At 64.2% G+C, this 6,147-nt stretch carries 5 protein-coding genes and 2 pseudogenes; 3 read left to right on the top strand and 4 right to left on the bottom strand.

Going from position 1 to position 6,147, the window contains the following annotated elements:
- From EVC45_RS45980 to tnpB, 3 genes and pseudogenes are all read left to right on the top strand, one after another.
- Positions 1-2,889, top strand: a pseudogene (locus EVC45_RS45980) (hypothetical protein); the annotation flags it as partial.
- 146 nt (positions 2,890-3,035) lie between these two features.
- Positions 3,036-3,458, top strand: coding sequence for a transposase (locus tag EVC45_RS47840; RefSeq protein ID WP_129964160.1), 423 nt, complete (start codon positions 3,036-3,038; stop codon positions 3,456-3,458).
- The gene (tnpB, locus tag EVC45_RS43085) at positions 3,455-3,622 is read left to right on the top strand and encodes an IS66 family insertion sequence element accessory protein TnpB (RefSeq protein ID WP_129964159.1); all 168 of its coding nucleotides are present in this window, start codon (positions 3,455-3,457) and stop codon (positions 3,620-3,622) included. Before EVC45_RS47840 ends, tnpB begins: the two co-directional genes overlap by 4 nt.
- Before the next feature lie 12 nt (positions 3,623-3,634).
- On the opposite strand, the gene EVC45_RS46355 is transcribed toward tnpB, so the two are convergent.
- The 4 genes and pseudogenes from EVC45_RS46355 to EVC45_RS46345 all read right to left on the bottom strand — a co-directional run.
- Positions 3,635-4,687, bottom strand: coding sequence for a site-specific DNA recombinase (locus EVC45_RS46355; RefSeq protein WP_248295504.1), 1,053 nt, complete (start codon positions 4,685-4,687; stop codon positions 3,635-3,637).
- Positions 4,688-4,826: 139 nt separating this feature from the next.
- Positions 4,827-5,729 (bottom strand): annotated as a pseudogene (locus EVC45_RS47390) (recombinase family protein); the annotation flags it as partial.
- Complete coding sequence (locus tag EVC45_RS43075) at positions 5,707-5,904, bottom strand: hypothetical protein (protein WP_129964158.1); 198 nt, start codon at positions 5,902-5,904, stop codon at positions 5,707-5,709. The pseudogene EVC45_RS47390 and the gene EVC45_RS43075, both read right to left, overlap by 23 nt.
- 62 nt (positions 5,905-5,966) lie before the next feature.
- Positions 5,967-6,147, bottom strand: a 181-nt coding sequence (locus EVC45_RS46345; protein WP_211193583.1) for a hypothetical protein, incomplete at its 5' end; no start/stop codon positions are given.

The raw sequence follows: 6,147 nt of genomic DNA, 5'->3' as shown, positions 1-6,147 counted from the left end.
ACCGCTCACGCGGCCGTCGATGAACAGGGTCGCTACCAGGCGGGGCGCGCGCGCGAAATCCTGGCCGAGCAGCGCGGCGGGGCGCTGCTCGGGCAGGCCAGCACGCTGGCCATGCGCTTTCTCGCACAGCCGGATGAGCTGCGCGGGATGATGGCGCGCGACATGATGTTTGGCACCTACGACGGGGTGGAGCGTGATCTGCGCAACGGGTTGCGCAGGTGGCTGGGCGGGGACGAGGGTGCCCCGGCGCTTCATCTGCTGCAGGCGCAGGCGCGTGAAGCGATTGACGGGGCCCATGAGGCGGAAGCGCGCGAAGCGGCGCAACTGCTGTATGCACTGGGCATGCAACTGGACACGGAGCCAGTGCGGGCGCCACCGCTGCCGCCCGCACTGGCGCAGCGGTTCACGGCGCTGGCGAGCGCCTACGGGCAGGCAGGCGACACGGCCGGGCGCATCCACGCGATCCTGGACAACTACCCGGTGTGCCGCCTGCCCCGCGCGCAGTTTCCGGATGGCCAGCCCGGTCTGGTGCCAGGCGAGCCCGAGCTGTCGGTGCGCAATCTCCTGACGACCGCGGTAAAGGTGGGCACCGACGCGCTGAAGTCGGACACGGGCACCGATCTTTTCATGAATGTCATCGAGGGCTGTGAAACGGCTGAACGCTGCTACCCCGAGCGCGTGCGGCAGGTGCCGTACAGCAAGCAGACGGTGGCAGAAATCCGGGATGGGCGCTTCGATCCGCAGCGGGCGAAGACGGTGCTGCGTCAGATCCCCACGATGGCCGCGGGGGTCATGGAAGACGCCGTCGGGGCGTTGCAGCAGGCCGGGCTGCTCGAGGAGCCGGCCACACCGGCCGGGCGGGCGCAGGCGGTGTCGCGGGAGGCGCTTGAGCGCGAGGCACTGGCGCTCAATGAACGCGCCCGGCAGGCCAAAGGGCCGATCACGGCGTTGCTGCAGGCAAGCCTTGCCGGGTGCGCGCAGGCGCGCCTGGCGGGCGAGCAGCACGTGCTCAAGTCGCGGCACTCGCTGCAGGACAAGCTGCGCGGGTTTATCGGGGAGCAGCAACTGGATCTGGCCCAGGCCAGCGCCCAGGTCCACGACGCGCTGCGTTACAGCGTGGTGCTGCCCGCGCAGACGTTTGTGGCGGACTATCGGCGGATTCTGGTGCAGCTCGATACGCAGGCGCACGGGGTGATCCGGCGTACCAATCACTTCAGCCGGCAAAGAGGCGCTTTCCGGGCGGTGAGCGTCACGCTGGAGGATCCGGAGGGTTTTGCATGGGAAATCCAGTTCCATACCGGGGAAACATTCGGGTGCAAGGAGGCGCACCACGACCTGTACAAGGAGGCACAACGAAGGAGGCAGGACGGCGCCTCGCAGGACGAAATCTGGACGTTGCTCGCGCCGGCGCGCGAGGCCTTCCGCAAGTTGGCGGTTCCGCCGGGGGTGGAGGAAATCGGGGACTGGGAGCCGGCAATGGAGCCGCTGGCGCGCCCCGGCCGCCGCGCGCCAGCGGGGCGGGGCGTGCGCACGGCCGCGGAGCAACTGGCCGCCCGACTGGCCGCCGGGATCGCCGGCCGGGCCCGGGGTCTCGAAGCCGGGGTCTCGCTCGTGCTGCGGCAGGCGCTGGCCAATCATGGCGGGACACTGCGCACGGATCAGGACGGTGGCGACTGGCGCAGGTTTGTCTTCAAGAAAGAGAAAAGTATCGCGCAGAAGATTGCCCTGATACAGCGCGAGCAGCGCCTGGACACACCGGAGGAGGCGGCCGGGCGGGTACGCGACGGCCTGCGCTACGAGGTCATTCTCGGCAAGGAGGGCTTTGCTGCGGCGGCACAGGGCATCCTCGCCAGTCTGGAAAAGGCCGGCATGCAGGTCATGCGCGTGAATAACGGCTTCACCCGTGAGCAGACGGGCTATGCTGGCCTGAATGTCAATGTGCGCACCCGGGTTCAGGGCGACGACGCCGACTGGGAAATCCAGTTCCACACTGCCGGGAGCCTCCATGCCAAACTGAAGGGTCACCGGACTTACGAAAGACTGCGCCAGCTGTTGCCTGATGCGGTGTCGCGCGAGAAGCTGGAGAAGGAGCTGCGCGACGCGGCCGCGGGCGTGGAGCGCCCGCAGGGCATCGAGACGATCCGGTCCTTCGATCACTATGCGCAACGGGCCACCGCGGATGAGCCCTCAGGCGGCCCGGTGAAGCAGCCGTATGGCGGCACAGCCCCGGGGCAGACACGCAGTGCCGACGTGAACACCCCGCCGCCGCACGAACCGCACAACGCCACGCGGAGCGCGCCTGCGGTGGCGCACGGTCCCCCGGATTCCGGCCACGTTGTCCGCAGCAGCTGGGGGCCCCGCAATCCTGCGCGCACCGGAGGTGCCGGGCAGCACCCAGGAGAACCCGGGGTCAGTGCCCAGCCGGTACAGGAAATCGCCCGCCCAACCCTGCGTCCCTTTGAGGCGGGCCCTCTGGGCGGTGACCTTGAAATGCTGCTCAGGACTTCTGGCGCCGATGTGGGGGTGGCCATCGGCTGGGGGAATAATTGCCTGCTGGACACCGTTGTGCAGTTGGCCCGCAGCGTCAGACGCTGGCAGGTACAGCCAACACCGCAGACCCGGGAACTCGACGAAGAGGTGCCGTCCCTGAGAAACACGCTGGTTCAAGGGAGGGCGGCCGACGCGCATGGCCAGATTGACCTTTACGGCGGAGCCGGGGAGTGGCTCGCAGAGCATTTCCGCATACGCATCCAGGCCATTGAGGTCGACGAGAACAGAGTGCTGACGGCGCATCCGATCGTGGGCCAGCGAGGCCCGCTGGTGCATGTCCTGCATAGGCAGGAACATTTCCAGCCTTTGTGGCCGCGTATTCCACATCAAACTGGCTGATCTCCGTGGCCGCTTCGAACTGGAGGCGTAAGCGGCTCGTGAGGGCCGTTCGCCATCTCGCGTGAGCCTAAGCGCATGATTCGAAGCAAGCCGCGGACGTTGAGATCGTCGTCCGCATTGATTCGGACTGTAGAGGATCTACCGAGATGTCGAACGCATCCCCCATGGCTCGCCAAACGCACCGCGTGTATTCGCTCGAATTCAAGCAGCAAGTTGTCCAGGAGACTCTTGAGCCCGGAACGTCGGTCTCGGTCGTCGCGCGACGGCACGATATGAACGCGAACGTCGTATTTGAGTGGAAGCGGCTATATCGGGAAGGCAGGCTGAAGCTGCCGGGCATCGAAGCGGCGCCGACATCATCCACTGAATTATTGCCGGTCAACGTGATCGATCTGCCCGTGCCGATGCCGCGCCCAGTACAGCTTGCTGAAAACGAGTCGCCGTCGACGGCGGGCAACATGCCACCCTCGGTCTGCGAGATCGAGGTTGAGATCGGCAAACGCCGCGTGCGAATCCGCGGCTTGCCGCTCGAGCGCGCTGAATCGTTCCTGCAGGAATGTCTGAAGTGATCACGCTGCCGGCGGGCACGCGCATCTGGCTTGCGGCGGGCGTCACCGATATGCGGTGCGGATTTCAGGGGCTGGCTGCGAAAGTGCAAACAGCACTCGAGGACAATCCGCTGGGCGGCAACCTGTACATCTTCCGCGGCCGCCGCGGGAGTCTCGTGACATAGTGCATCCTTTGGTTAGAAGCCCGGCAACTTGAGTGACTTCTCTGCTTCCTGTCGGGCCTTGAAGTGAGGCGGTCGCCTTTCCTTGATAGCCCGTACACCTTCCCTGACGGCTTCGGAATCAAGCTCAGCAACAGGGACCTGCCAGGGCGCCGAGGGCATGAGTTGAGTCGCAGGCAGTATTCCTTCACGGATCAGGCGGTGAATCGAGCTGCCGTAGATTCCCAGTCGCCGTGAGGCTTCTTCCACGCTGATCGTCTCCGCATGCGATGCCATCGGATCGAATGGCGCAATGCCCAGCCGTTCACGCAGTTCGGTAACACGAACCGTGGTCCAGGTCTTGCCGTCTGGCGATTTGCATCGCATGCGGTTCATGGTCACCGCAAGCTCCCTGTCTGGCCACTGCCCGCCAAGCTTGCGCATAACCTCAACAGCACTGAAGTGTTGGCCAGATGGATATCGACCAACATTCACGCGTGCGACGCGCAGCTCCGTGTGCCGACCACCGGTCCAGTGAACCGTTGCGACTGCTTCGTTCGAATTGTCGTCCAGATCAATCACGACTTCCTGAATGAGAATACGGGTCAGCCGCTGCTTTGTTCGCATATCGGTGCCCGGCGCATTCCACGCCGCCGGGAGATCGCGCGCGAGCGTCATCAACTGCGTCTGGTCGATCGCGGGCCGGCTTGCAACCTCGCGGTCCAGAAGCGCAGCGCGCTCTTCAAGGTGAGCGACACGTTCGAGGGCTGCATTCCAACGCGCTTCAAGCTCGCGTGCAACCAATCGTTTCGTCGGATCGACAACCTCATACCGGCGTGCGGCAAGAGAGGCGTCGTAGCGCGCTTCCTCGAGCTCGCAGGCTAACGCGCGACGCGCATCATCGCCTGCGCGCGATGTTTGCTGTGCAGCGCGAACGGCCGCTTCCACCGCATGCTCCGAAACCGCTTCGAGAATTGCGGCCGCCACTGCTTTGTCGATACGTATTCCGCCAATTCCGATACAGCGGAATGCTCCGACATGTGCTTCGTCGCCACGGCAGTAATAGCGATGCGCGTGGCCGGCTCTCATGCCGTAGTTGACTCGCATCATTCGGCCGCACCGGCCACATCGCGCCAGGCCAGTAAGCAATGCCCGCCCACCACGAGCAGATTGACGGGAAGCCCGCTTCTTCATGTGTGTGTTCTCGGCAATCCATCCTCTGATGCTCCTCGAACTGATCCCACGTGATGTACCCTGGGTGATGGTCGCGCAACAGGACGCTCCAGTCCTTCATTGGCTTGGAGTGGCCTTCAGTCTTACGAGCCCGTCCGTCGACGACCGCAGTGCGCTGGGTCGTCCTTCCAAACACATACGCCCCAGCATAAACCGGATGCTCCAGGATCTGGACGACCGTGTGATATGCAGGCCTGCTCCATTCGATCCGGATGCCCGCGGGGCCGTGCCGTGTCACCGGCAGCTTCACGTCGGATTGTATGGCCCATAGCAGCACCTGACGGGCACTGCCGAGTTCGCGAAACTTACGGAAGAGCACCCGGATGGACTCGGCAACCCGTTCGTCTGGATCCATCTCGATCTGCCCAAGCTCGTTCCAGCAGTAGCCCGGAGGTAGCGCAAAGCGCAATTCGCCACGCTGGGCCTTCGAATCACGCGCGGCAATGCCACGCTGCCGCAGCAGACTGAGTTCGTACTCCGACATCGTGCCTTTGAGTCCAAGCAGGAGCCGATCGTTGACCAGCCTGGGGTCATAAATACCGTCGTGATCAACGACGACCGTGCCGACCAGCGCGCAAAGATCAATGAGATGGTGCCAATCGCGGCCGTTGCGCGCAAGTCGTGAAGCCTCGAGACAGAACACGGCGCCGACGGATCCTGCACACACTGACGCGACCAGCTTCTGGAACCCGGGACGTTCGATACTGCCGGAGCCCGAACGTCCAAGGTCATCGTCGATCGTCGTCACTGAAGCAAAGCCCATGGTTCGTGCAGATTCAGCGAGCGCGTACTGACGATTCTGGCTCTCTGTGTGCTCCACCACCTGGCTCATGGTTGATTGACGGACGTAGACCACTGCGCCTCGGCAGAGATGTTCAGCGGAGATCTTCTGGTTCATCGCGATCTCCTGGGTCGGTTATGTTCGCCGGCTTGCCCAGCGCTTCCAGCAGAAGTGCCGCGAGCGCGTCGATCACTTCCTCCCGTCGATTCCCCACTATGGCTGCGTCGAAGGTGGGATCCAGGTGCAGTTCCAGCGGAAGCTGTACGCCGGGTTCTCTTTGCAGTCGTCTCATCGGAATGGCCCTCCGTTGACAGAGGCTTCGATGATCCTCCTGCGGCGGAGTGGCGCTTCCGATCAGACAGGACGCGGCACAAGAAGGCCAGCGCTTCGGCGCTCACTTGCGGTTCGCCAAGCGACATTGCCGAGCATATCGACGCATCGAGCATCCAGGCTGGCAGGACTTTGTTCGGCAGGGTCTTCAGCAGATAGGGCCTGATGGTTGTGTTGCGGGTCTGAGATAATGCCGGCATCGAGT

The sequence above is a fragment of the Paraburkholderia sp. UYCP14C genome, from assembly GCF_004197395.1.
Lineage (GTDB): Bacteria > Pseudomonadota > Gammaproteobacteria > Burkholderiales > Burkholderiaceae > Paraburkholderia.
Note: the sequence above shows the minus strand (reverse complement) of the source record. Positions and strands in the feature narration are given on the sequence as shown.

What these genes read in the sequence shown, in the direction of transcription:
- EVC45_RS47840 (WP_129964160.1), top strand. Translation starts at nt 3,036, where the DNA reads ATGTCGAACGCATCCCCCATGGCTCGCCAAACGCACCGCGTGTATTCG.
- EVC45_RS46355 (WP_248295504.1), bottom strand. Translation starts at nt 4,687, where the DNA reads ATGAGAGCCGGCCACGCGCATCGCTATTACTGCCGTGGCGACGAAGCA.
- EVC45_RS43075 (WP_129964158.1), bottom strand. Translation starts at nt 5,904, where the DNA reads ATGAGACGACTGCAAAGAGAACCCGGCGTACAGCTTCCGCTGGAACTG.